The organism is Shewanella sp. BC20 (genome assembly GCF_003129585.1).
GTDB lineage: Bacteria > Pseudomonadota > Gammaproteobacteria > Enterobacterales > Shewanellaceae > Shewanella > Shewanella seohaensis.
In genome coordinates this window covers 126,573-150,968 of record NZ_NHRI01000007.1, presented here as the reverse complement: position 1 = coordinate 150,968, position 24,396 = coordinate 126,573, and the positions used below count along the sequence as shown (strand labels likewise).

Annotated in this window: 19 protein-coding genes; 11 read left to right on the top strand and 8 right to left on the bottom strand. The window is 49.1% G+C overall.

The window, feature by feature from the left end:
• Positions 1 to 4: 4 nt before the first annotated feature.
• Complete coding sequence (locus CBX96_RS09600; RefSeq protein ID WP_109286521.1) at positions 5 to 454, bottom strand: hypothetical protein; 450 nt, start codon at positions 452 to 454, stop codon at positions 5 to 7.
• Positions 455 to 583: 129 nt separating this feature from the next.
• Positions 584 to 1,735, bottom strand: a complete 1,152-nt coding sequence (gene metK, locus CBX96_RS09595) for a methionine adenosyltransferase (protein WP_011621567.1) — start codon at positions 1,733 to 1,735, stop codon at positions 584 to 586.
• A gap of 479 nt (positions 1,736 to 2,214) precedes the next feature.
• Between metK and tkt the strand changes: the two genes are divergently transcribed.
• The 8 genes from tkt (at position 2,215) to CBX96_RS09555 (ending at position 11,970) form a co-directional block, all read left to right on the top strand.
• Positions 2,215 to 4,209: a transketolase gene (gene tkt, locus CBX96_RS09590; RefSeq protein ID WP_109286520.1), complete on the top strand. Its 1,995-nt coding sequence runs from the start codon at positions 2,215 to 2,217 to the stop codon at positions 4,207 to 4,209.
• A 128-nt stretch (positions 4,210 to 4,337) separates the two neighbouring features.
• Positions 4,338 to 5,354, top strand: coding sequence for an erythrose-4-phosphate dehydrogenase (gene epd, locus CBX96_RS09585; RefSeq protein ID WP_109286519.1), 1,017 nt, complete (start codon positions 4,338 to 4,340; stop codon positions 5,352 to 5,354).
• Between the two features lie 132 nt (positions 5,355 to 5,486).
• Entirely contained in the window at positions 5,487 to 6,662 is a 1,176-nt protein-coding gene (locus tag CBX96_RS09580) for a phosphoglycerate kinase (protein WP_011718153.1), read from the top strand.
• A gap of 199 nt (positions 6,663 to 6,861) precedes the next feature.
• Complete coding sequence (gene fba, locus CBX96_RS09575) at positions 6,862 to 7,929, top strand: class II fructose-bisphosphate aldolase (protein ID WP_011621571.1); 1,068 nt, start codon at positions 6,862 to 6,864, stop codon at positions 7,927 to 7,929.
• Positions 7,930 to 8,065: 136 nt separating this feature from the next.
• Positions 8,066 to 8,803: a YdiY family protein gene (locus tag CBX96_RS09570; RefSeq protein WP_039977835.1), complete on the top strand. Its 738-nt coding sequence runs from the start codon at positions 8,066 to 8,068 to the stop codon at positions 8,801 to 8,803.
• A gap of 240 nt (positions 8,804 to 9,043) precedes the next feature.
• On the top strand, positions 9,044 to 10,513 hold the full coding sequence (gene nhaD, locus CBX96_RS09565; RefSeq protein WP_089067060.1) for a sodium:proton antiporter NhaD: 1,470 nt from the start codon (positions 9,044 to 9,046) through the stop codon (positions 10,511 to 10,513).
• A gap of 166 nt (positions 10,514 to 10,679) precedes the next feature.
• Positions 10,680 to 11,429: a helix-turn-helix domain-containing protein gene (locus CBX96_RS09560; RefSeq protein ID WP_109286518.1), complete on the top strand. Its 750-nt coding sequence runs from the start codon at positions 10,680 to 10,682 to the stop codon at positions 11,427 to 11,429.
• Positions 11,422 to 11,970, top strand: coding sequence for a hypothetical protein (locus CBX96_RS09555; RefSeq protein WP_109286517.1), 549 nt, complete (start codon positions 11,422 to 11,424; stop codon positions 11,968 to 11,970). Before CBX96_RS09560 ends, CBX96_RS09555 begins: the two co-directional genes overlap by 8 nt.
• Positions 11,971 to 12,030: 60 nt before the next feature.
• Here CBX96_RS09555 and CBX96_RS09550 read toward each other — a convergent pair whose 3' ends face one another.
• Both CBX96_RS09550 and CBX96_RS09545 read right to left on the bottom strand, forming a co-directional pair.
• Positions 12,031 to 12,555, bottom strand: a complete 525-nt coding sequence (locus tag CBX96_RS09550; protein WP_109286516.1) for a hypothetical protein — start codon at positions 12,553 to 12,555, stop codon at positions 12,031 to 12,033.
• Positions 12,556 to 12,565: 10 nt separating this feature from the next.
• Positions 12,566 to 13,387 (bottom strand): hypothetical protein, encoded by an 822-nt coding sequence (locus CBX96_RS09545; RefSeq protein ID WP_041408969.1) that lies wholly within the window; start codon positions 13,385 to 13,387, stop codon positions 12,566 to 12,568.
• Between the two features lie 444 nt (positions 13,388 to 13,831).
• Here CBX96_RS09545 and CBX96_RS09540 point away from each other — a divergent pair, with 444 nt between their 5' ends.
• The 3 genes from CBX96_RS09540 to CBX96_RS09530 all read left to right on the top strand — a co-directional run bounded on the left by CBX96_RS09540 (position 13,832) and on the right by CBX96_RS09530 (position 16,580).
• Positions 13,832 to 14,575 (top strand): helix-turn-helix domain-containing protein, encoded by a 744-nt coding sequence (locus tag CBX96_RS09540; protein ID WP_109286515.1) that lies wholly within the window; start codon positions 13,832 to 13,834, stop codon positions 14,573 to 14,575.
• A complete protein-coding gene (locus CBX96_RS09535) occupies positions 14,568 to 15,098 on the top strand; it encodes a hypothetical protein (protein ID WP_011627108.1) in 531 nt (176 codons plus the stop codon). Before CBX96_RS09540 ends, CBX96_RS09535 begins: the two co-directional genes overlap by 8 nt.
• Before the next feature lie 84 nt (positions 15,099 to 15,182).
• Entirely contained in the window at positions 15,183 to 16,580 is a 1,398-nt protein-coding gene (locus CBX96_RS09530; RefSeq protein ID WP_011627107.1) for a hypothetical protein, read from the top strand.
• Here the strand turns inward: CBX96_RS09530 and CBX96_RS09525 are convergent.
• The 4 genes from CBX96_RS09525 to CBX96_RS09510 form a co-directional block, all read right to left on the bottom strand.
• On the bottom strand, positions 16,564 to 18,798 hold the full coding sequence (locus CBX96_RS09525) for a PAS domain-containing protein (protein ID WP_109286514.1): 2,235 nt from the start codon (positions 18,796 to 18,798) through the stop codon (positions 16,564 to 16,566). The genes CBX96_RS09530 and CBX96_RS09525 overlap by 17 nt on opposite strands.
• A gap of 133 nt (positions 18,799 to 18,931) precedes the next feature.
• Positions 18,932 to 19,636: a TatD family nuclease-associated radical SAM protein gene (locus tag CBX96_RS09520; protein ID WP_089067067.1), complete on the bottom strand. Its 705-nt coding sequence runs from the start codon at positions 19,634 to 19,636 to the stop codon at positions 18,932 to 18,934.
• 187 nt (positions 19,637 to 19,823) lie between these two features.
• Positions 19,824 to 23,027 carry an efflux RND transporter permease subunit gene (locus CBX96_RS09515; RefSeq protein WP_109286513.1) on the bottom strand — a complete coding sequence of 1,068 codons (3,204 nt, stop codon included), beginning with the start codon at positions 23,025 to 23,027 and terminating at the stop codon, positions 19,824 to 19,826.
• Complete coding sequence (locus tag CBX96_RS09510) at positions 23,027 to 24,244, bottom strand: efflux RND transporter periplasmic adaptor subunit (RefSeq protein ID WP_037430327.1); 1,218 nt, start codon at positions 24,242 to 24,244, stop codon at positions 23,027 to 23,029. The genes CBX96_RS09515 and CBX96_RS09510 overlap by 1 nt, the downstream gene beginning before the upstream one ends.
• Between the last annotated feature and the right edge of the window lie 152 nt (positions 24,245 to 24,396).

Here is a 24,396-nt window from a genome sequence, read left to right as displayed (position 1 = left end):
CGGATCACAGGATTAACCATTTCCCCGTCGGGTAATTACCTTGATAGCCAAAAGGAAGCCGTCCCTGCAAGTACCAGGCTAGACGTTCTTGTGTGAAGTCGCATAGCGTGACTTCGGCTAACAATAAGGTGGCTAAGGTATCGGCATCATCTGCGACTAGCGCGCAAATCTCAGCAACGGGCATTATTTTCCACGTTTCCAGATAGGCGGTTTTCGCGATTTGAGCGACGATTTCGCTAGAGACTTGGGGCTTTAATCTGTCGGCTTGTTGATGGTCGCTAACACATAAGCTTTCATAGGGTTCAGTGCAGGGCGGTTCGAAAAAACGGTCGGGATCCCTTTCAAGGTAATTGGCGATGTCTTCTAGGCTGCCTAAGGTGTTGGCCATGGGCTCGTGATGGCCCACCTTGCTCGCCCAAGAACAGGATTGGAGTTGTGCGATTAACGGCTTCATTGAGTCTCTGTCTTTTGCCTAGAGTGAAAGCCATCTTGCTGAGAGGAATGGAGTTAGGCAATACATCCTAAGCATAAAAAAACCGCCCTTAGGCGGTTTTTTTGTGCGAAAGCGTGAGCTTAATGCAGATTATAGACCTGCATCGGCGCGCAGTGCGTCAGCTTTATCCGTCGCTTCCCATGGGAACTCGTTACGGCCAAAGTGACCATAAGCGGCGGTTGCTTGATAGATTGGGCGAGCTAGGTTCAACATTTCGGTTAGGCCGTATGGACGCAGGTCGAAGTGTTGACGGACTAACTTGATTAAGACTTCTTCAGACACTTTACCAGTACCGAAGGTCTCAACGCTGATAGACGTAGGTTCTGCCACACCGATAGCGTAAGACACTTGGATCTCACAACGGTCAGCCAGACCCGCAGCTACGATGTTTTTCGCTACGTAACGGGCAGCGTAGGCCGCACTACGGTCAACTTTTGATGGGTCTTTACCAGAGAAAGCACCACCACCGTGACGCGCCATACCACCGTAGGTATCTACGATGATCTTACGGCCAGTTAAACCACAGTCACCCATTGGACCACCGATAACGAAACGGCCAGTTGGGTTGATGAAGTATTTAGTGTCCTTGTTCAGCCATTGTGCTGGCAGAACTGGCTTGATGATGGTTTCCATCACGCCTTCGATCAGATCCGCTTGGGCGATGTCTGGGCTGTGCTGAGTAGACAGTACGATCGCATCGATACCAACAATCTTGTTGTCTTCGTAAGCGAAGGTGACTTGGCTTTTCGCATCTGGGCGTAACCATGGCAGAGTGCCATCTTTACGTACTTCAGATTGACGCTTCACTAATGCGTGGGCATAAGTGATAGGCGCTGGCATCAGAATGTCGGTTTCGTTGCTGGCATAACCAAACATTAAACCTTGGTCGCCGGCACCTTGTTCTTTTGGATCGGCACGGTCGACACCTTGGTTGATGTCTGGAGACTGTTTACCAATCGCATTTAATACTGCGCAAGAATCGGCATCGAAGCCCATATCTGAATGGACATAACCAATTTCACGAACCGTTTTACGGGTCAGCTCTTCAATATCAACCCAGGCAGAGGTGGTCACTTCGCCACCTACTAATACCATGCCAGTTTTGACATATGTTTCGCACGCAACACGTGCTTTAGGATCTTGGGCCAGAATCGCATCTAGCACAGCATCAGAAATCTGATCTGCAATCTTATCGGGATGACCTTCTGAGACCGACTCAGAAGTAAACAAGTGCTTTGCCATAGTAGGAAAATCTCGTCGTTAGCAATCAAACGTGTAGAAGCATCTACATCTAGACGGCTATTTTAGTGGAATTTCCCTTGGTTGACACCCCCTAAACTAAATATTTGTGTGTAAAGTGAGGTAAGCCCCAAATCGGATAGAGTTTGTGGCGCTGGAGTTTCTGCTCTAACTCAATGAATTGATAGTGGTATGTGGTTTTTGCCTTGGATGAGTTGGGCAAGTTATCGCTGAGCTAAGCTCAAACCAAGGTTGTAGTCTGATTGCTATGGGACTCTATGTGACAAAGGATATAACATATTTGAATTATTGTATTACAAATATGTTTAATGTGTTTTAAGATGAATTAGCCTAAACCTTCAAAGGTGTAATCCACCAGACTGGACAGTGGAATGCAATTTTCGTTTGCGTCGCTTCGCTATGTAGGGGAAAATATGCGTCCAAATTGCCCGCTAGACCCCACAAATTAAGCAGGAGAGAGCATGTCTTCCCGTAAAGTACTCGCCAACGCAATCCGTGCGTTAAGTATGGATGCAGTTCAAAAAGCAAACTCAGGCCACCCTGGCGCCCCAATGGGCATGGCAGATATTGCTGAAGTGCTGTGGAATGATTTCCTTAAGCACAATCCGAACAATCCGAAATGGGTAGATAGAGATCGTTTTATCCTCTCTAACGGTCACGGATCTATGCTGATCTACTCTTTATTACACCTGACTGGCTACGACCTGCCTATCGATGAACTGAAGCAATTCCGTCAGTTACATTCAAAAACTCCGGGTCACCCAGAATACGGTTACACCCTAGGTGTTGAAACCACCACTGGCCCATTAGGGGCGGGGATCAGCAACGCTGTGGGTATGGCGATTGCTGAAAAAACCTTAGCGGCACAGTTTAACCGTGAAGGTCACGAGATTGTTGACCACTACACTTACTGCTTCCTCGGCGATGGCTGCTTGATGGAAGGTATTTCCCACGAAGCTTGTTCTCTGGCTGGCACTTTAGGCCTAGGCAAACTGATCGCATTTTGGGATGACAACGGCATCTCTATCGACGGTCATGTTGAAGGCTGGTTTACCGATGACACGCCAAAACGTTTCGAATCATACGGCTGGCATGTGATTGCTAACGTGGATGGTCACGATAGCGATGCGATTCGCGCGGCTATCGAAGCGGCAAAAGCGGTGACCGACAAGCCAACCATGATCTGCTGCAAAACCATTATCGGTTTTGGTTCACCAAACAAATCTGGTAGCCACGATTGCCACGGCGCACCATTAGGTGATGCCGAAATCGCAGCGGCCCGTGAATTCTTAGGCTGGCCACATGCGCCATTCGAAATCCCTGCCGACGTTTACGCAGGTTGGGATGCTAAAGAAGCCGGTAACGCCCGTGAAGCAGCATGGAACGACAAGTTTGCCGCTTACGCGAAAGCTTACCCAGAACTGGCTGCCGAATACGAGCGCCGCGTTCTGAAAGGTGAATTACCAGCAGATTTCGAAGCCAAAGCACAAGCCTTTATCCAAGAATGCCAAGCGAAAGGCGAAGGTATTGCGAGCCGTAAAGCGTCACAGAACGCGATTGCAGCCTTCGGTGCGGTTCTGCCTGAACTGTTAGGCGGCAGTGCTGACTTAGCGGGTTCTAACCTGACCCTGTGGGCAGGTTCTAAAGGTATTCAAGAAGATCCAGCGGGTAACTACGTGTACTACGGTGTGCGTGAGTTCGGTATGAGCGGCATCATGAACGGTGTGTCACTCCACGGTGGTTTCATCAACTACGGCGCGACTTTCATGATGTTCATGGAATACGCACGTAACGCAGTACGTATGTCTGCGCTGATGGGCATTCAAAACATCTTCGTTTACACCCATGACTCTATCGGTCAAGGTGAAGATGGTCCAACTCACCAACCAGTTGAGCAATTAGCTAACCTGCGTATGACGCCAAATATGGCGGTATGGCGCCCATGTGACGCGGCTGAAACCGCAGTGGCTTGGAAAGCGGCTATCGAACGTCGTCATGCACCAACATCGCTAGTATTCAGCCGTCAAAACCTGAAGGCTCAAGCTCGTACTGCTGAGCAGTTAGCGAATGTGGCAAAAGGCGCTTACGTACTGCAAGACTGTGCGGGTACACCTGAGTACATCCTGATTGCAACCGGTAGTGAAGTGCAATTAGCGGTAGAAGCGGCTGCAGCGCTGACCGAACAAGGCAAACAAGTTCGCGTTGTTTCTATGCCATCAAACACTGAGTTTGATAAGCAAGATGCTGCTTACAAAGAATCTGTACTGCCAAAAGCTGTGACTAAACGTATTGCTATCGAAGCGGCCCATACTGACTTCTGGTACAAATATGTTGGTTTCGAAGGCACAGTTGTTGGCATGACTACCTTTGGTGAGTCTGCGCCAGGCAACGTGCTGCTGAAGCACTTCGGTTTCACCGTTGAAAATGTGCTGAACGCTGCAAAATCACTAGGCTAATTGTTTAGGTGATGGGATTACCGACAAAAGGTTAAACTTTTGAAAGGTTAATCTGTATAATGCGGCCTGCAATCGTTTGCAGGCCGTTTTTGTATATGCAGTACTGTTAAGAGGAAATAAAGACCTCAATGATCCGAGTCGCAATCAATGGTTATGGTCGTATTGGCCGCTCAATCCTTCGCGCTTTATATGAGTCCGGAAAACGTCAGCAAATACAAATTGTCGCAATCAACGAGTTGGCTAAGCCCGAAGCCATCATCCATCTGACCCAGTACGACACTACCCACGGTCGGTTTCAGCCCAAAGTCAAATTAGTCGATGATCTGATGCTGATCGGCGATGACGTCATCAAAATTCTCCATGAACCGGATCCAGCCAAGCTGCCTTGGCGTGAGATGGACATCGACATCGTCTATGAAGCGACAGGCGCCATCTTAGATCGCAACAGCTGCGAGGCCCATATCCACGCTGGCGCCAAACAGGTCTTAATCAGTCACCCTTCTTCTGCCGATGTTGACGGCACTATCGTTTACGGTGTGAATCAAGACTTACTGCGCGCCGAGCATACAGTGGTTTCTAATGCTTCTTGTACGACCAACTGTATCGTGCCCGTGATCGATGTTCTGGATAAACACTTTGGTGTGAAAAGCGGCGCGATTACCACTATCCATTCTGCGATGAACGATCAGCAAGTGATTGATGCCTATCATGATGACTTACGTCGCACCCGAGCTGCGGGTCAGTCGATTATTCCCGTTGATACTAAACTTGCCCGCGGTATCGAGCGGATTTTACCGCATATGAAGGACAAGTTTGAGGCGATTTCGGTGCGCGTTCCCACGATCAACGTTACTGCTATCGATCTTTCGGTAACATTAGATAAAACAGTGGATATTGCGACCGTCAATCAAGTGTTAGAATTGGCCGCCAATGGACGATTTAACGGTATCTTAGGCTATACTGATGAGCCGCTCGTATCCTGTGATTTTAACCACGATCCGCGCTCAAGTATTGTCGATGGCACCCAGACGCGGGTGAGCGCTGGGCAGTTGGTTAAACTGTTGCTGTGGTGCGATAACGAGTGGGGCTTTGCAAATCGCATGCTAGATACCAGTTTGGCGATGATTGCAGCTAAACAAAGCTGAAGATAAGAATTTATACCAATGGGTTAAGCCGAGTGGCCAATTCGACGGGATGTCGAGTGCCGAGTAGCTATCTAAGCTAACCGATTGATGCAAAACCAGTTTGTTTTTTTGATTATAAAAGGAAGCGTTACCATGGCAATTATCAATATGTCAGATTTAGATCTCCAAGGTAAGCGAGTGCTTATTCGTGAAGATCTCAATGTGCCAGTCAGCAACGGCGTCGTCACCAGTGATGCACGTCTGCGCGCCTCTCTTCCCACTATCGAATTAGCCCTTGCCAAAGGTGCTGCGGTAATGGTGATGTCTCACTTAGGTCGTCCAACCGAAGGTGAATACAACAGCGAATTCTCCATGCAACCTGTGGTCGATTACTTGGCCAAAGCTCTGTCTTGCCCTGTGCGCTTAGCGACCGACTATTTAGACGGCGTTGAAGTGGCGGTAGGCGAAGTGGTTGTGTTTGAAAACGTTCGCTTTAACAAAGGCGAGAAGAAAAACGACGAAGCCCTGTCAAAGAAAATGGCGGCCTTATGTGATGTGTATGTGATGGATGCCTTCGGCACCGCTCACCGTGCAGAAGCCTCAACCAATGGTGTTGGCTTACACGCTCCTATCGCCTGTGCTGGCCCATTATTAGCACAAGAATTAGAAGCGTTAGGCAAAGCCTTAGACAACCCAGCGCGCCCATTAGTGGCCATCGTTGGTGGTTCTAAAGTGTCGACTAAGCTGACCGTATTAGAAAGCTTATCTGGCATTGTCGACCAGTTAGTGGTTGGCGGTGGTATCGCCAACACCTTTATCGCTGCGGCGGGCCACAATGTAGGTAAATCCTTATACGAAGCGGATTTAATTGATGAAGCTAAGCGCTTAGTGGCGAATGCCCAAAGCCGCGGTGGCGACATCCCTGTGCCTACCGATGTGGTGGTTGCGGGTGAGTTTAGCCCAACGGCCGCTGCGACCTTAAAAGCGGTCAATGAAGTGGGCGATAGCGACATGATTTTCGACATCGGTCCCGACAGCGCCGAAGCCTTAGCGAAAATCATCGAGTCTGCTGGCACTATCGTATGGAACGGCCCTGTGGGCGTGTTCGAGTTCGACCAATTCGGTGAAGGCACTAAGCGTATCGCACAAGCTATCGCTGATTCTAAAGCCTTCTCTATCGCTGGCGGTGGTGACACCTTAGCGGCGGTCGACAAGTATGATATCGCTGATAAAGTCTCTTACATTTCTACTGGCGGTGGCGCTTTCCTTGAGTTTTTAGAAGGTAAAGAGTTACCGGCTGTAGCTATGCTAAAACAACGCGGTGCCTAATATTGATTTAGGTATTGCACCATCGCGGCAGGGCGCCGCGATGGCACAAAAACAAGATAAAAAATTATAAAAAAACCGCTCTTTCTCTAAAGGGATTTACACATCACTAGAGCGATTGAGCATAAAAATCCATCCAAACGATAGCGACCTCGGTGACCTAACGTTGATGTGACAGTCACCCTATTATTGGAGTTAAAAAATGGCGTTAATTTCCCTACGACAACTACTCGATCACGCGGCAGAACATGGATACGGTGTGCCAGCGTTCAACGTAAACAACCTTGAGCAAATGCGTGCCATCATGCAGGCCGCAGAAGCGACAGACAGCCCTGTTATCGTGCAAGCCTCAGCGGGTGCACGTAAATATGCGCGTCCACAATTCTTAAAATACCTGATGACGGCGGCACTTGAGCAGTATCCCGATATCCCGGTCTGTATTCACCAAGACCATGGTACCGATCCTGATATCTGCCAGCGTTCTATTCAATTAGGTATGTCATCAGTCATGATGGACGGTTCATTAATGGCCGACGGTAAAACCCCAGCTTCTTACGAGTACAACGTCGATGTAACTCGTAGAACCGTTGCATTCGCCCACGCTTGTGGTGTGTCTGTAGAGGGTGAAATCGGTTGTTTAGGCAGCTTAGAAACCGGTACTGCCGGTGAAGAAGACGGTGTAGGCGCAGAAGGCGTATTAAGCCACGACCAACTGCTGACCAGTCCAGAAGAAGCGGCACGCTTCGTTGCTGATACCCATGTTGACGCGCTGGCGATTGCGATTGGTACTAGCCACGGTGCATACAAGTTCAGCCGTAAACCCACGGGTGATGTACTGCGTATCGACCGCATCAAAGAAATCCATGCCCGCATTCCTAACACTCACTTAGTGATGCACGGTTCTTCTTCTGTTCCTCAAGAATGGTTACAGATCATCAACCAATACGGTGGTCAAATTCCTGAAACTTACGGCGTGCCATTAGAAGAAATCGTTGAAGGTATCAAACATGGTGTGCGTAAAGTGAACATCGATACCGACCTACGTTTAGCGTCTACCGGTGCGGTACGTAAATACTTGGCCGAACACCCAAGCGAGTTCGACCCACGTAAGTTCCTGAAAGCCTCTATGGAAGCGATGGCAGACATCTGTACTGTTCGCTACGAAGCCTTTGGTTGTGCGGGTCAAGCTTCTAAGATTAAGCCTTTGTCTTTACAAGCAATGTACAAAGCTTACCAGTCAGGTGCTTTAGATCCTAAGATCAATCTGTAAGCTTTAAATCACTTTTCAAAGCCCGCTAATTAGCGGGCTTTTTTATGCAAAAAACCGTTGAATTTTTATTTTTCAATCGTAAATGTTAGTATTGCGCAGATTTTTAGGGGATTAAACGGAACAGGAACGGATAAACATGAAGAAAGTACTGACCGCGGCATTGTTGATGACTGCGCCATTTATGGCGAATGCTGGAGCCGATTTTGTTAAGGGCGACAAGACATTCGCAGGTGAAGCAGAGCTAGGGGCAACCTTAACCACAGGCAACACTGATACCTCATCTTACAAAGGTCGCTTAAACTTCAAGCATGAATTAGGTGACTGGGAAAACCAGTATCTTTTAGAAGGTTTATATAAAGAAGATACGGGTGAGGTCACGGCTAAACGTTATTTAGCGGGTGCCCAGGGTAACTATAGAATGAATGACCGCAGTTATTTGTTTGCCAATGCTAATTACGAAGTCGACCCTTTCACCGGTTATGACTACACAGTATCAGGCGCGGCGGGTTATGGTCACAGACTCTATGACACCAGCAAGACTTTCCTAGATGTAGAGATCGGTCCCGGTTACATCTATCAACGCCTCGATTCAGAGCAAGCCCTGTTAGAAGGCACAGATTCGAATGACAGCGTGGTTGCCCACGGCGTGATCAACTTCGAAACTGAAATCACTGAAACCTCAAAATTCCAGCAACGTTTTGTGGCTGACTACGGCGATAAATTAGATGCGCGTTCAGAAACCTCGCTGACAGCCAATATCATTGGCGCCTTAGCGATGAAGTTTGCGATTATTGTGCGCTACAACAGTGAGCCACTGGACGATAAAAAGAGCACTGATACCGAAACGAATATGACCTTGCTCTATTCGTTCTAATCAATGTGATTGATATCAACATAAAAGCACCGAGAGGTGCTTTTTTATTGGCTGTTTTTGGACTAACTTGAAACAAAGTTAGTTAATTCTTTATTAGTTGTATCTGTAGTTATACAAAAATTAATGTTGTAAGCCCCTTTAGTTACCGAGAAATACGTAGAAAGTTGCGTTTTGTCAAAATTTACAGAGCCCGAGCTATGGTAATTTTCGAACTAATTTCCCTTGCAGAGATCAACTTTGATGAAATTACAGCAGTGGTTTAAAAACAGTGGAGTGGCGCTATCTAGCCTATTCTGCGTTGCAATATTGAGCGGATTCTCACCAGCAGTTTGGGCAATGACCGAAGGAACAGAACGGCTCGATTTAACCGCTGCATCAGTGGGGTATATTGCCGTATGCATCTTCGTTCTCGCCTATATTTTGGTGATGGCCGAAGAGGCGCTGCACCTGCGTAAATCCAAACCCGTATTGGTCGCAGCCGGCATTATTTGGGGCATGATAGGTTTTGTATATGTGCAAAATGGCATGTCGGAGGTTTCCGAGGCAGCCTTTAAGCACAATCTACTGGAATACGCCGAGTTATTACTCTTCCTATTAGTGGCGATGACTTATATCAACGCCATGGAGGAACGTAACTTATTCGATGCGATCCGCGGCTGGTTAGTCGGACGGGGATTTAGCCTGCGAACCGTGTTTTGGCTGACCGGGTTTATGGCGTTCTTTATCTCGCCTGTGGCCGATAACTTAACCACAGCGTTATTGATGTGTGCCGTGGTGATGAAAGTGGGCGCAGGGCAGCGCAAATTTATTACGCTAGCGTGTATTAACATTGTGGTCGCAGCGAATGCGGGCGGTGCGTTTAGTCCCTTTGGCGATATCACCACCCTGATGGTATGGCAAAAGGGCTTAGTGCACTTTGCGGACTTCTTCCATCTGTTTATTCCCGCCTTGGTGAACTTTGCCTTACCCGCGGCCATCATGAGCGTATTTATCCCAAGTTATGTGCCCGAGCCTGAAAAAGAGCAGGTGTACACTAAACCTGGCGCGAAACGTATCGTGGCGTTATTCCTGCTGACCATTGCGACGGCGGTATGCGCGCATTCCTTCTTCGGCATGCCGCCGGTCCTTGGGATGATGACGGGTCTAGGCTTCCTACAGTTCTTCGGTTACTACCTGCGTAAGACCTTCGACAAATCCGTTGCCCGTGAGCGGGCAAAGGCGGAATTACGCCGCGATGAACAACGTCTGCAACAGCTTGGCAGCGTGGTGCCCTTCGATGTGTTTAGCCGGATCTCCCGTGCCGAATGGGATACCTTACTGTTCTTCTACGGTGTGGTGTTGTGTGTGGGTGGCCTTGGCTTTATGGGGTATTTGAGCTTAGTGTCTGAGGCGCTGTATTCCCATTGGGATGCGACCTATGCCAACGTCGCTATCGGTCTGTTGTCTTCGGTTGTCGATAATATTCCGGTGATGTTCGCCGTATTGACCATGAACCCTGAGATGGCCCTTGGCCAATGGTTACTGGTGACCTTGACCGCGGGTGTTGGGGGCAGTTTGTTGTCCATCGGCAGTGCGGCCGGGGTCGCCTTGATGGGACAGGCAAGGGGGATTTACACCTTTGGCGCCCATTTACGTTGGACACCTGTGATCGCACTAGGGTATATCGCTAGCATTTTGGTACATATGTGGCTCAATGCTGCAATGTTCTAAAAACAAATGAAACATAGTGTATCTGCATTTGTTTTCAGCATTAAATGTTTTATTGATGTGATTCACAGATTATTCATCTAACCCTGTTAGGTGGCGATAAGATCACTGCGTTGTTTTCGTTCAAATTGTATACTCGGCCCCACATCAAATAGTGAAAGGGGCCGAGATGCAAATAGGCACTTGTTGGTTTAACGCACAGGAACAAGTGCTGGTCGATGCAGCCTCAGGACGTAGCTGGTTATTGAGTGCGGATGAATTCCAAGCGCTTTCACTCTTGAGTGCGCAGCGTGGCAAAGTGGTCTCACGCATGGAGTTGCTGCAAGTGATTTCGCCGCACCTCAAGTTGTCTATGCGTGCCGATGAATTGCTCAATAGCACTATCCGTCGCTTACGGTTATTTCTCGGTGACGACGCCGCTCATCTGTTGGTGAGTATCGCCAATCAAGGCTATATCCTTTACGCCACGCCCCGAAAGCATTCACGTACCGCGCTGAACTCGCCCCTGTTTAAGCTGAGTATGCCGCAGTTTATGGTGCTCACGCTCCTGACCTTAGCCGCGCTGCTGTGGGTGGGATCGCACATTACTCACCCGACGAGCATCGCGCCGAATTATGCGAAGCAGTTGCTGACGCACGACGGGCATTATTCGGAAATTCAATTCTATACCGGTCAGCCGTCGGATCATTCGATGCGACCCTTAGTCGATCACTTTTTAGAGCAAGTGTCCGCTTGTGCTGTGTTTCCGTGGCAATCCATTGCGGCGACTATTTCGACGGATCAAAGGTTTGTCAGTCTGGTACTGAAAAATAACGATGCGAATGGACTCGAGTTTGAAACCATCAAAATGATGTCGGAAAACTTCAATGTCGATGTGATTGATGAGCTATGGCTAAAAATGGTGGGGATCTGTGCTTAAACTGACAGAAATAAAAAACCACAACCGCCGACTTCGCCTCTGGCATGTGATTGCCATAGTGCTGGTGTTAGTGGGCATAGGTTTGGGCGCCTATGCGATGACGTTTAACAGCAAACAGTTAAATTTGAGTTGCCGCGCCAAATTGTATGAGGCGCCTTTTAAGGCGGAGTCTTTACCCTCGTACAGCCAAAGTTTGGCGCTGGATGTGAAGATTGCGGCTAATCACGCCAAGTTAAGTTATCGCTATGGGCAGAATGGCCAGGATCTCGCCGCCTTGATTTACGAAGGAAAAGTCAGCGCCTTAGCGCCAGGGACTATGACCTATAAGCTCAACTTAGATCAGGCCAATTTAAAAATGGATCTGTTGCAAACCGAGGTGCCGGACTTAATGCGTGCGGAAGTGCAAAAATCCCGTAAGGCCTTATTTGAGCAGGGTGGAATGAGTTTTGATATGCAGATTGTGGATATGGATACCTTAAACAATTACGTACTGATCAAGTTTTATCCCAGCGGCCATTTGTGGGCTTGCCAGAGCAAATAGCATTATTAAGACGTAGAAAAGGCATCCAATCGGATGCCTTTTTTGGGCGCGATGATGGGATTACTGCGGTGTGACTTGGACTAATGTCAGTTCATTATTGGCTTTAGCACCATAAATCTGAATGGCGACCTTGATTTGGGACACGGCGCCGCTTGGGTCCTGTTGTTGCCAATCGAGACCCGCGATTTCAAATTGATATTGGCCATTCTTTACTTCGGTCAGCTGCCCCGTACATTCCCCTTGGCTCTGACAGCGATAGCTTTGGGTGACATGCCAGCGCTTCCATGCCTTAGGATTGGCCGAGGCTTTATCCTTATCAGGGAAACCAAAGTAATAAATGTCATAGCTCTTGGCGGCGGTAATGGCCGACTGGTTAGCATCGGTTAATGAGAAGACTAAGCTGCCGGTATTGGGGTCAAACTGTTCGACCGCCAGATTAATTTGGCTGGCCTCATCGATACTCACCGTGGTTTCTACTGGCGGCGGTGGCGGCGGAGGTGTGACTTCCTCGGATTTATCATCGTCACTACCACAGCCAACAAGGGCGAGTGTACCTAGGGTTAATGCGAGTAATGGGTATTTCATCACTGCCTCCTTAATTGAAGTGGCCAGTGTGGCACGTGGTGCATTCCATATCGGTTTTAACACTTGCCGCCGAACCTAAGGTGCTGGTGCTGCCGTGGCAGACTTGGCAATCCTGCGCTTCGAGTGAGGGTTTGCTGCCGGGCAGAGCACCAATATTCTCGCCCTGATAGGCACGGTTTAGCAGTTCCACCAAGTAATAGGCCATAGAGGCCGATAGGCGGTAGCAGCGCTCACCTTTCTTGGCGAATGGTAGGCCTGAGGCCCGTGACCAGTTACTGATGGAAGAGTGGCACAATACGCTCATTGCCTTCGATGAGCTGCCTACGAGGGCGGTTTTTTCCGCTGTCGAGCCGATACCCGCAACGAACTCAGGGGTCGATAGTGGCAAGGTGGTGTTTTCATAATAGCGGAAGGCATTGGCAATCACCGCGCTATTCTGGCCGTTAATATCATCTAAGATGTTGACTAACATGCCGATGGCGTTGAGGTTGCCGCAAAGTGTGCCTTGGCCTGTGACCCCGGCAAATCCATAACCCGCCAGAGCGGTGGGGATGGTTTTAAACTTGTCGGCATCGGCACTATTAGATTGCGCTAGCATTGTGATAACCGAATGAAACACTTGGTGCATACAGCCGCCACCCGTCTCGTAGGCGAGTTTTGCGGTCGCCATGGCATCGAGTGGCACATATTTGAGCTTTTCCCCGAGGGCTAATTGATATTGACCGTCGGCATTGGTCGCCGCAAATGCTGACGTCCCCATTAAAGTTGCGCCCGCAGCCGCCGTGCTGATACCGATAATGCGAGTTAATGCTTGGCGTCGATTAATGCTCATCATGAATATCCTCTTTTATTAATTGCTTTTATTTATCAATCAGTAACCATTGGTTGATGGCATCATTCTAGAAACTACAGCAATAAATAGTGTGATTTGCGGCCGGGGATATTTGGTCTCGCCAAATTGCTGGCAGTGGGAGAAGAACAATCGTTTTAGCCGATGTTTGCGAAGTGGTTTTGTGGATATGCTCGATTTCAATGTGCATCCAAGCACATTATTTGTGGCATTTATGTAAATTTATGCGGATTTATCACCAAGCTAAGCCGCTACAAATGGCATTTATCGTTGTGAGCTAACGCAGATTTTTGTTTTATGGCGATCCGCTTGCGGGCTGGTTCACGAAATTTAACTATTTGCCGCCTTGGGTTAACGGGATCACAGTAATCATTAGCAGGCTTGCATAGACTTAATTCGATGATTTTACAGGTTGGAGTTTGAGTTATGCAGGTGGGGGGCTGTTGGTTTGACCGTGAGCGTGGCTTACTTGTCGAACAGGCTCGTGATGAATCTTGGCACCTTCCCCGTGCTGAGTTGCAAGTGTTGAGCCTGTTGGTTGAACATCAAGACAAACTGGTCTCCAAGCATGAGCTGAAGACTGGCGATGGGGCGCATCCTCCTCTTACAGACACTTCGTTAGCGCGGGCGGTCTTTATGATCCGCTCCTTCCTTGGGCCCCAATATGAGGGACTGATTGAAACCGTCAAAGGCCAAGGCTATCTGCTGCACAGCACCCAAGGACAAAGGTTTAAAAGCTTACGTTATCCTAGGCTGCAATCCTTACCTTGGTGGAGTGTGTTGCTGGTTTTTGGATTTATGCTCGCGATTTCAGGCTTTTATCTTAGCCGAATCGACCACAGCGTACCGACTCAACCTTTGCTCTCTACCGATTTGCCCTTAGCCTCGGGGCAACATATTCGGCTGCATTTGTATGCCAATTCGAAAACCAACAACACCCTGTTGTTTGAGTTAGGCGACCGCTTGGGCCAAGGGCTGAGTCGCTGCGGCCACAGTGATTGGTCCGAAGTGTACTCCTCGCTCTCCCACGATAAGCAGGTGCTCAACATTACTATGCGGGGTTATAAACTCGGGCAATCGGTGATTCGCAACTTGAAGATCAGCGACTTTAGACGGCCGAAGGAATTTATTGATGCAAACTGGCTGCAGGAGGTCGGGATCTGTGGCTAAGTGGCTCAAGTGGACGATAAATCTCACCATACTCTCGGCGCTAATCGTCGCCTGCGGGGTAATTTACCTGCAATCCGTTTCCAATAAGGCGGTGATCTTAAATTGCAGCTCCGAGTTGTTTGACCGCCATAGCCAGCAAGTGGATGAGGGGAAATTTTACCTCTTGGTCGATGTGTTGATCTCGGCGGGCAATGCACAGATCAATTACCGCTACTTTAACCTCGATGGCTCAAGTGCGGGGGCTATTCTGATGCAGGGCGAGGTCAAGAGCATGGAGCTAAATCGCATGACCTACAATGTGTCGGTCAAAACCAAGACTGAGTCCGAAGACGTCGATAAAAAGTATTGGCCCGAGCACATGAAGTACCTTTCTTACATCAGCAGTTTGCACTTTAGTGAGTCTGGTCGACACAATCTCAGTATTGAAGTGCTAGATAGCGATGCCAACCAAGATTACGCGGTAGTCCTATTTCAGCCGAGCAATACCGTTTGTGGCTGTAGAATCGTCAATAGCCGAATTTAATCAGTGAATTTGCCGCGCTTTCGGTTTAGATTATATTTTCCATGGTGTTAATGCCGACTCTTCCATCTCAATCATAAGGTTGTTGTGTTTAAGATACGTGTCAAACAAGAAGAATCCCTGTCGATTAAGTTCAGCCATCAGATGGAAAAGGGCGATAATCGTCAGCTTGATCTCTATTTCTTTTTACCAAAGGAAATGGGCATAGGCGCGCACACTTTAAACGAAGAAGAGTATTACCACAGCGCGATTGTCGGACGCCGCTCCTACTACTCCGAAGGGCTGCATTTGCCTCTGGTGCAAGGGCGCTTCGCCAGTATGAATCGCCGCACAGTTGAAGAATTCCGGCTGTACTTAAACCTATTTGCCTACCAGTTTGCCGTCGCGGTTGAAAACGATGTCAAAGAACTCAATCGTATCGCCGATGTGGCGCACTTCTATCTGGCGCTCGATGAGCTGTGCGAGCAAGTGACGCAACTGCTGAAAAAGTTTCGCCGTAATGAGCCGGGCGATCCGAAATGGAAATCCTATTTCGAGAATGCCGATAACTATCTCTCTTGGTTCTGCGAGCAGCAACTGCTAAAAGTGCTCGCCCACGCCACGCGCACCAGTGATTTTGCCGACATCCAAGAACGAGTGTTGACCCTGTGCCGCAACGAATGTGCTTACCGCGATGCCAACAACTATAACTCGGCGCAGACCAAGCAAGATCCCAACCGAATTTCGAATAAGATGCTGTTATTACGGCGCTTAATTCAGCAAGGTGTGGTACTCAAAGAAGAATTAAAACCCTTAGGCATTGGCCTTAAAAAGTTTACGACTGGACTTGCGACCGCGTTGGTGATGTTGGTGGTCTCGGCGCTGATCATCGAGGCGCAGGGCGTCTTTAGCGGCTTTACCATAGCGTTGGTGCTGACGCTGGCGGTCATTTACGGATTTCGTGAAATCTTTAAGGACGATGTGCGTAATGCTCTCTGGCGCTTTATTCAGCGTGGTCGGCCGCGTTGGAGCCGTATCTTAAGGGATACCACCAGTCAGTCGGTAATCGCTAAACAATTAGTTTGGCTCGAATTTATGCGGCAACAGGATTTGCCAGAAAAGGTTAACGAAATTCTAAAACAACGGCATAGCCAGAATAAGGTCGATGCCGAAGTCCTGCATTACAAGATTGCCACTCGGGTAAACCATGGCGAGTTTCAGGCGGGATATTCGACGATACAAGAGCAAGTGAACTTTAGTTTTGTGCCCTTTGCCCGCTACTTAGAGCGGGGTAAGGCAAAAATTTATAAGGAAATTGAGGGCAAGATCAGCCACGAGTCGGTCGAGCGTCGCTACCAAGTGAATCTGATTTTAGTACTGCGTGATGGCCGTGAAGAACCTGAATACGCGCGCTACAAAATCACCATGAACCGCTCGGCCATTATCGAGATCACCCAAAGTCAGTTACCCGATTCCTTTAATCCGCCCGCTAAGGCTGACGAGTAAAGGCCTGGCCGATATTCTGATCGTTATTCTGCTTCGCCCGTTTGAGCGCCACCTCGGCATTGCCTAGGTATTGCTCTAGGCTTTGTCCTTCCTGATAGCTGGCAATCCCAATGCTAATCCCTTCACCTAAGCCATTGCTGTTGAGCTTTTCTATGGTATTGAGGGCGAAGTGATGCGCCGCCGTGGCGTCGGTATCAGGCAATAACAACAACAGTTTACCGAGTTGCCAGTGAAGGATTTGGTAATGGGCGGGGATTTCGAGCAAGAGCTGCACTTCCACTTCCTGCTGACGCGTCTCGAGTTGGTCGATATCACTCATATGGCTGAGTAAGCCTTCAGGGTTGATATCCATCACCAGCAGACTTGAGTGGTTGCGGCTTTGGGGCGATAGCGAAGCAAAATAGCGTTCCAAATCGGAGAGATGCTGCAAAATAGTGCTGCGGTGCGGCACAAAGCTGCGCGGTTCTGTGCCCCTTAGGCTATCGGCGGCTTGCTCTAAGGTGCAGATGATGTAGTCAATCTCACCGTCGGCGGCCACATGGCCCTTCAAGGTCGCCTGTAAACAATTGGAATGGCGCAGATTGGGCGAGCAGAGGATCTGCCCTTGCCATTGACCCTGCATGCTGATTTGGGCGGTGATCCGCTGCCATTGGTTACCCAGATCGTTGGCGAGCAGTGAGGCTAAATCATGGTTCAAATCACCATTAAGCTGCATCAATTGATCGAATACTGGATTGATTTTTATCAGCTTACCATTGGCATCCGTCAACGCGGTGGCCACAGTCGTATCGCAGAGTAAGTCGCTTAAGAAGGCTTGATTCTGGCAATCGATCATGGCGCTAATATCTTCAAGGGAGACTAACAGATGCGGTAGGCCGCGCCCCAATCTTGGCGCTTGGCGAACGCACACGCTAAGTCTTGAGCCCTTATCATTGTCTAGCGACAGTTTGCCTTGCCATTCACCCTGTCGATGCACTTGGTCGAGCATTTGTGCTAGGGTCAAGTCATCGAGATTAAGGGCGCGCTGCAGGCTGCGGTCAGTGAGTTCATCCTGCGGCACTTGAGTCGCCTCGGCCGCCTTAGGGTTAGCACTGATAATCCGTGCCTGCTCATTGGCGAGAATAAAGCCGATATCATTGTTAAATAATGCATTGGCCACATCGATACTGTATTGGCGCGAGCGATACTGCAGGCGGTACATATGGCTGAGCAAGATCACCCAAGCGGCCAGTAAGGTCAGAATTAGCGCAGCGACGATGACGATATTCTGCCATTGGGAAAACTTAGAGGCGATATCATCGTTACGAATATAAGAGAGCAAAAAGTATTCGCGTCGCAGTTCGGGCTGATTAGTTAACTCGACTTTGAGGTACACGAAGGTGGCATCTTCACCATGGAATTGGCCAAAGTTGCTCATCGACATTTCCCGCCACAGCGCTGGATAACTCTGGCGCAGACTGGCGCCTAAGGTATCGGGAATATGGGTTAAGGGCGCTAGTTCACTCACGCCGGCATAGAGTAACCCTTGGGTATCTAACACTAGCATCGGTGATTTATTGCTTGAAAATGCAGGCTTTATCGCTTCTAGCATCTGCACAATCGAGTTGTAGGTAATCAAATAACCCATGGAGCTTTGATCGGGTTTCTCAAGCCAAGTCATTTGATACATATAGGGTTCGAGCATGCCATTGAGGGGCACAAACTCTAAGGGTGAGGTAAAGACTTCTTTGCCACCTAAGTTGCGGCTCGAGCCTAACAGGGCGGCAGGTAGCGCGTCCTGACTAAAGTTTGAAGGTGTCGCAAACTTATAATTACCTTGGGGATCGAACAGGGCAATCCCGAGGAGTTCGGGGATATGCTGCACTAGTTCCTGCCAACTTGCCTGTAATTTCTGTTGAGACGAGGCCGTTGGATTTTTGAGGTACTGTTTGAGTAACTCGTCTTTGGCAAATAGCTGAGTGCGAAATTGCTGGAAGGCGACCTTATCAGTGATCAGCGTGCCTATGGTTTGTAGTTCGCTATATCTTTGGGTTGCCCATTCTTCCTGTAACCGACGTTCACCTAAGGTGATGATTAAGTTAGTTAAAATAATCATACCTATCACCAGCATCGATAACTGGCTCGCGACAGCCAACAGGCGTTGGTGAGACCAATGCAGCCCTTGGGTCAATGAAAGTAATGGCGCGAGTGGGTGTAGGTTAGGGTTCTTTTTCAGCATGGGCCGATTTAGGGTTGATTAACTGTTAATTAGGCTATGTTAACACGAATGAAATGTTACGACAGTGGCAAGTTGCTCGGCGACTCTGTTATCCCGAGCAATGCATCAACCCCAAGGCGACTGAGCGAAACGGTTAACCGAGTGCGCCTAACACTCTGTGCTTAAACTCGCAGCCCGAGGCGAGCACTTGTTCGCGGCAAAGATCGATGTCGACCCCTTCTAATCCCTCAATCGCCGAGACTTGTACACGCTCGATATAATGGGGGGCGAGGGCGATAAAGGCATTCACGGCGGCGTAGGAACCTGCCAGTTTTGGGCGGCAATGTTGGTTATAGGCGGCTTCATTGTCGGCGTTGAGGGATATGGATAATCCATCCACGCACTCCGCTAACTCGGGCAGAATGTTGCGTCTGTGAACTAGGTTGCCTAAGCCATCGGTATTGACCCGCACGCGGCCGCCACGGCGTTTGATTTCTTTGGCAACGGCCAGCAGGGTCGGTAGATTCATTGTCGGTTCACCGTAACCGCAGAACACATATTCCTCAAAGTCTTCCACCTCGCCTAACAGCGGGATAATTTCCTCCGGCTTGGGCTGGTGGGTCAATGCCAATTGATACTCGTGAATTTGTTTACTGCCATTGTGTTTAGGACAGAAGGCACAACGCAGGGTGCAGCGACCCGTGATATTCAGATAACGACTCCTGCGAATATCATAGACTAAGGTTTCGGTGGCGCAGGTTTCATTGGTGCACACTTCCGCCGTGGTGTTGCCATTGGCTAAGGTTTCAGTGGCTTTAATGGGGGCGGGATGGATTGGGGCAGAATGTGAGTTTGGCATCCGATCTGTTTTCATACTATCGACTTTATTGGCATCTTGGCGGTCACTTAGGTTGAGTGTAACGAATGCGATCCTTGATAACTGCCACCTAGATCGCACAACGCGCTTTACTCGTTCGGGGAGGTTAGAGATAAAAAAGAGAGCCTAGGCTCTCTTTTTATGGGTGACTATGGTGACTGAACGACCACTAATCCTGTTTATAGTCAGGTTCATTAAAGGCGTCTAAGGACACCTTGTGGCTCTCATTGGCATGTAAATGCCTCTCCTGCGATGTTTTTGGACGCCACCACCAATGGTAGAAGCGGCTACCTAGGCGTTTCGCATCATCGAGAATGATGTACAGCAAAGGCACCAAAATTAAGGTCACCACAGTCGAGAACAGGATACCGAAGGCAAGGGAAGTCGCCATAGGGATCACAATCTGCGCCTGTAGGCTGCGCTCAAGAATAATAGGCACAAGACCGACGAAGGTAGTCAATGAGGTCAAGATAATCGCCCTGAAACGATAACATCCTGAATCTACCGCCGCTTGTCTGACCGATTGCCCTTGTTCCCGTGCACGGTTTACAAAGTCCACCAAGATCAAGGAGTCGTTTACCACTACCCCGGCGAGCGCGACGATACCACAGAGACTCAAGACGCTCATGGCAAGACCTTGGATCAAATGCCCAAACAACGCGCCGATAATCCCGAAGGGGATCACTGACATGATGATCAGCGGCTGGCTGTAAGACTTTAGCGGCACCGCCATTAAGGCATAAATGGTAAACAGCGCAAAGAAGAAGCCCTGCATTAGACCGACCATAGCATTCTGTTCATCCAAGCTGCCGCCATCGAGGGTGGTTTGGATTTTCGGATACTTGGCCTGTAACTGCGGCAGGAAATCCTTCTGGATCTCAGTAACGACCTTAGAAGGCTCAACCTTGTGTTTGTTGGCATTCGCAATAATGGTAATTGCCCGCTTGCCATCGACACGGGTGATAGAGGCGTAGGATTCGCCTTTTTCGACCTCGGCAACGGTAGAGAAAGGCACCGACTTGCCCTGCGGTGTGCGGATCAACATATTCTCTAGGTAGCCAACGGTACGGCGCTGCTCCAAGGGGTAGCGCACCATGACTTTGATTTCTTCTTTATTACGCAAAATACGTTGTGCTTCATAACCATAGAAGCCATAACGGACTTGGCGAGCTAAATCAGACAAGGTTAAGCCAAGCGCTTCGGCCTCGGGGCGGATCTTTAAGCGGATCTCATGGCTGCCCGAAGAGAAGTTATCGGCAATATCATACACACCTTCGTAGGTGGCGAGCTTTTGCTTAAGCTCGCGGGCGGCTGCGGATAATTCTTCGAGATCGCTCGAGGTCAATCTAAAGGAGATATCACCACCGCCACCGCCGTTACCGCTGGCGTTAAAGTCGAGCTTCTTCACCGACAGTAACTCGGGCAATTGTTCGCGCCATGCGGCGGCAATGGCCTCGCCATCCACTTCCCGGTCTTCGCCCTTGGTAAGTTCGGCAAAGATAAAGGCGGAGGTGCGTGAGCTCATGTTGATAAAGCTATGCTTCACCACTTCGCTGCCGTTGTCCTTTTCCATTTTGGCGTTCATCTTGTACAGGGCTTCTTCAATATCCTGTACCACCTTGAGGGTGTTCTGCTCTGAGCTGCCTTCATCCATCTCCAGCTGTACTTGGATAAAGTCCGATGGAATGTCGGGGAAGAACACCCAGCGCACTTTGCCGCTGGCGACTAAGGCTATGGATAAAATCAACACACCGATAAAGGCCGCGACGACGTTGTAGCGATGTTGGATACAGCGCTCGAGGAAGTTGCGGTAACTGTGGTGAATAAAGTGCTGAACGCGATTGTTAAATCTGTCCTTGAAGCGTCCAAAGAAACCCGTGGGTTCACCTGGTTTTCTGAACTTCATGTGGGCTAAGTGCGCTGGCAGGATAAATTTAGATTCCACCAGTGAAAATGCCAGACACATGATGACCACCATGCCGATGGATTTCCAAATAATCCCCATGGGGCCAGAAACCATCAGCATAGGAATAAAGGCGGCGATAGTGGTTAACACCCCGAAGGTGGCGGGCATGGCGACTTTTTGCGCCCCGCGGATCACGTTATCAATTGAGTGTCCGTGCCGTTCGACCTCACTGTAGGCGCTTTCGCCTATCACAATCGCATCGTCGACCACTATCCCCAAGACCAGAATAAAGGCGAACAATGTCAGCATGTTGATGGTCATGGAGAAAGGTTCCAACGGCATTATGAGCATAGTGCCGAGGAAACACACGGGTAATCCCATCATCACCCAGAAGGCGAGTTTGAGATCGAGGAACAGGGCTAAGATCACAAATACTAACAGGGCGCCATAAAACATGTTCGACATCATCATGTTCAAACGGCCCTTGAGGTAGTGGGTTAAATCTCCCCAAGTGTCTAATTTTGCATTGGCTGGCAGAGTGGCACGGCGTTTCTCAACGTAGTCTTTGACCTGTTGAGCGATGTCGAGGGCGTTTTGATCGTTAACGCTGGTCACTTCAATAATGGCCGCAGGCTTGCCGTTGAAGCGGGTGTACTCTAAACGTTCCTCAAAATCGTCCTTAATGGTTGCCACCTGAGGCAACATTACTCGGCTACCATCGGCGCGGGTAGTGACGACAATGTTGGCAAAATCATCACCGGTATAGGCTTGGCCTTTAGTACGCAGCAGTATGTCGCCATCTTCGGCGCGGATTGAGCCGCCCGGCAAGTCGATAGAAGAGTTTTGCACCGCCAAGGCGACTTGCGAGAAGGTTAAGCCGTATTCCCGCAGCTTATCTTCAGAGACTTCGATACCGATTTCATAGTCGCGCACACCCGTGACTTTTGCGCGGGTCACGGCGGGAAGTTGGGTCAAATCATCACGTACCGATTTGGCCAACTCCTTCATATCGTGCAGCGACATATCACCGTAAACCGACACCCAAATCACGTTGTTTTCGGGTTCGATTTTATAGATTTGCGGTTTTTCGATGTTCACCGGAAAGGTGGAGATCGCGTCCAATCGTAACTTGGCTTCGTCGAGTACGGTTTGCACGTCGTAGTCATCTTCGACTTCAACCGTGATGGCACCAACCCCTTCACTGGCAACCGAAGTAACTTTCTTAATCCCGTTGATATCTTGGATGGCTTCTTCAATCTTGATGTTGATGCCTTCTTCGATTTCCTGCGGCGCAGCGCCGGGATAAGCAACGGTAATGCTCAATAAGTTAAGGTTAAAAGAGGGAAAGACCTCTTTATTAATCAACACTGTGCTAAATAGACCGCCAATCAGCAGCGCCCACATTAACAGGTTGGCTGCCACGCTGTTGCGGGCAAACCAGGCTAAGATCCCTTTTTGAGTATCCATTAGTTCACTCCAGCGGCCGCAAGACTCGACTCAGGAGCATCTTCCTTAGGTGTGGGTGTCTGCACCGGCTTGGCATCTTCACCTATGATTTTGACCAACTGGCCATTCGCCATATTGCTAAAGTGAGTGATGGCAACGCGCTCACCGGTTTTTAAGCTGTCCTTGATGAACACATTTTCAAGATCGCTACGCACGACATTCACATGGCGCATCTCGACAATATTTTGCTCGTTAATTAAGGCCACATGCTCGTTACGCACCACGTGGCGAGGCAGTTTAACTATGCCATCGACGGTGCGGCCCTTAATCACGGCATTCACAAAGCTGCCGTATTTCAACGGTAAACTGCCTTGGGTTTTGTGCTCACGTAGGTAAGGGTCTTTAATCTCGGCGACGAGGTAAACCATGCGGTTATCGGCATCAATCACGCCTTCGCTACGAATAATGTTCCCCATCCAAGTGTTTTCCTTGCCCGCCAAAGAGGCGCTTAAGGTGACTTGGGTATCGGGATGATCGACGGATTCCAAATAGGCTAAATCATCGTTAGAGATAGGCAGACGAATTTCGGCAATGCTAGTGTCGTACAGCTCTCCTAAGTTAGTGCCTAATGTCACGTACTGACCTAAATCGACATTTCTGGCCTTGATAATGCCATCAAAGGGGGCGCGGATAACAGTACGTTCTAAGTTACGTTGGGCGCGAGCCAATGCAGCCTGGGCATATTTAACGTTGGCTTGCTCTTTTTTCAGCTGCGGAATACGTAAGCCCAGCTCTGGCGGCAAGCCTTTGTCGTAACCCTTAAATTCGATTTTAGCGACTTCGCCACGGGCGATTTCTTCATTGAGCGCCGCGGTTGCCTGAGCCAAGGTGGCTTCGGCTTGCATTAAATCGGCTTCGTAATCCGAAGGTTCGATTTGGGCTAATTGGTCGCCTTTCTTCACTATGCCACCAGCCACAAATTGCGGCGAAATGCTCAGCATCCGCCCTTGGACTTCAGTCACCAGTTGCGTCTTATATTTAGGGGTAACCACGCCGTAGGAAGGAAGATTAAGCGATACCGTTTGCTGCTCAACCTGAGTGACATCGACGATAGGTACTGGCATTTCTTCAGGTTTTTGTTCGGGAGCTTCCTTGGTTGACATCAGTGCTATCGCACCAACAACAAATAACAGCAGTATAAACAGAGGAGATAATCTCCTGAGTAAAGTTTTCATCATATGATTGTTACATCCGTGCTAAATCGCTTAATGCGCCTAAAGTATCAGAGTCGAGCGGCGCAATAAATTTATTTTTGTAAATAAAATGTGTCTAAAGGTGATGGCGCGTTTTTACGGTACGCCACCTCTTTTTTGACTGCTGATAAGCATAC

Coding starts and splice junctions, on each gene's coding strand:
- CBX96_RS09600 (WP_109286521.1), bottom strand. CDS start 454: ATGAAGCCGTTAATCGCACAACTCCAATCCTGTTCTTGGGCGAGCAAG.
- metK (WP_011621567.1), bottom strand. CDS start 1,735: ATGGCAAAGCACTTGTTTACTTCTGAGTCGGTCTCAGAAGGTCATCCC.
- tkt (WP_109286520.1), top strand. CDS start 2,215: ATGTCTTCCCGTAAAGTACTCGCCAACGCAATCCGTGCGTTAAGTATG.
- epd (WP_109286519.1), top strand. CDS start 4,338: ATGATCCGAGTCGCAATCAATGGTTATGGTCGTATTGGCCGCTCAATC.
- CBX96_RS09580 (WP_011718153.1), top strand. CDS start 5,487: ATGGCAATTATCAATATGTCAGATTTAGATCTCCAAGGTAAGCGAGTG.
- fba (WP_011621571.1), top strand. CDS start 6,862: ATGGCGTTAATTTCCCTACGACAACTACTCGATCACGCGGCAGAACAT.
- CBX96_RS09570 (WP_039977835.1), top strand. CDS start 8,066: ATGAAGAAAGTACTGACCGCGGCATTGTTGATGACTGCGCCATTTATG.
- nhaD (WP_089067060.1), top strand. CDS start 9,044: ATGAAATTACAGCAGTGGTTTAAAAACAGTGGAGTGGCGCTATCTAGC.
- CBX96_RS09560 (WP_109286518.1), top strand. CDS start 10,680: ATGCAAATAGGCACTTGTTGGTTTAACGCACAGGAACAAGTGCTGGTC.
- CBX96_RS09550 (WP_109286516.1), bottom strand. CDS start 12,555: ATGAAATACCCATTACTCGCATTAACCCTAGGTACACTCGCCCTTGTT.
- CBX96_RS09545 (WP_041408969.1), bottom strand. CDS start 13,387: ATGAGCATTAATCGACGCCAAGCATTAACTCGCATTATCGGTATCAGC.
- CBX96_RS09540 (WP_109286515.1), top strand. CDS start 13,832: ATGCAGGTGGGGGGCTGTTGGTTTGACCGTGAGCGTGGCTTACTTGTC.
- CBX96_RS09525 (WP_109286514.1), bottom strand. CDS start 18,798: ATGCTGAAAAAGAACCCTAACCTACACCCACTCGCGCCATTACTTTCA.
- CBX96_RS09520 (WP_089067067.1), bottom strand. CDS start 19,636: ATGCCAAACTCACATTCTGCCCCAATCCATCCCGCCCCCATTAAAGCC.
- CBX96_RS09515 (WP_109286513.1), bottom strand. CDS start 23,027: ATGGATACTCAAAAAGGGATCTTAGCCTGGTTTGCCCGCAACAGCGTG.
- CBX96_RS09510 (WP_037430327.1), bottom strand. CDS start 24,244: ATGATGAAAACTTTACTCAGGAGATTATCTCCTCTGTTTATACTGCTG.